Below are 530 nucleotides of genomic sequence, written 5' to 3'. Positions count from 1 at the left end.
CTGCAAACTCTAGAAAGGAGGTGATCCAGCCGCACCTTCCGATACGGCTACCTTGTTACGACTTCACCCCAGTCACGAATCCTACCGTGGTAAGCGCCCTCCTTGCGGTTAAGCTACCTACTTCTGGTAAAACCCGCTCCCATGGTGTGACGGGCGGTGTGTACAAGACCCGGGAACGTATTCACCGCGACATGCTGATCCGCGATTACTAGCGATTCCAACTTCATGCAGTCGAGTTGCAGACTACAATCCGGACTACGATACACTTTCTGCGATTAGCTCCCCCTCGCGGGTTGGCGGCGCTCTGTATGTACCATTGTATGACGTGTGAAGCCCTACCCATAAGGGCCATGAGGACTTGACGTCATCCCCACCTTCCTCCGGTTTGTCACCGGCAGTCTCATTAGAGTGCTCTTTCGTAGCAACTAATGACAAGGGTTGCGCTCGTTGCGGGACTTAACCCAACATCTCACGACACGAGCTGACGACAGCCATGCAGCACCTGTGTAATGGTTCCCTTTCGGGCACTC

The 530-nt window shown here is 54.3% G+C and carries 1 rRNA gene; it reads right to left on the bottom strand.

What is annotated here, in order from left to right:
* Nucleotides 1-13: 13 nt before the first annotated feature.
* Nucleotides 14-530 (bottom strand): 16S ribosomal RNA (locus GTP69_RS30890); the annotation flags it as partial.

Origin of the sequence: Duganella levis (assembly GCF_009857605.1) — a bacterium.
GTDB lineage: Bacteria > Pseudomonadota > Gammaproteobacteria > Burkholderiales > Burkholderiaceae_D > Rugamonas > Rugamonas levis.
Note: the sequence above shows the minus strand (reverse complement) of the source record. Positions and strands in the feature narration are given on the sequence as shown.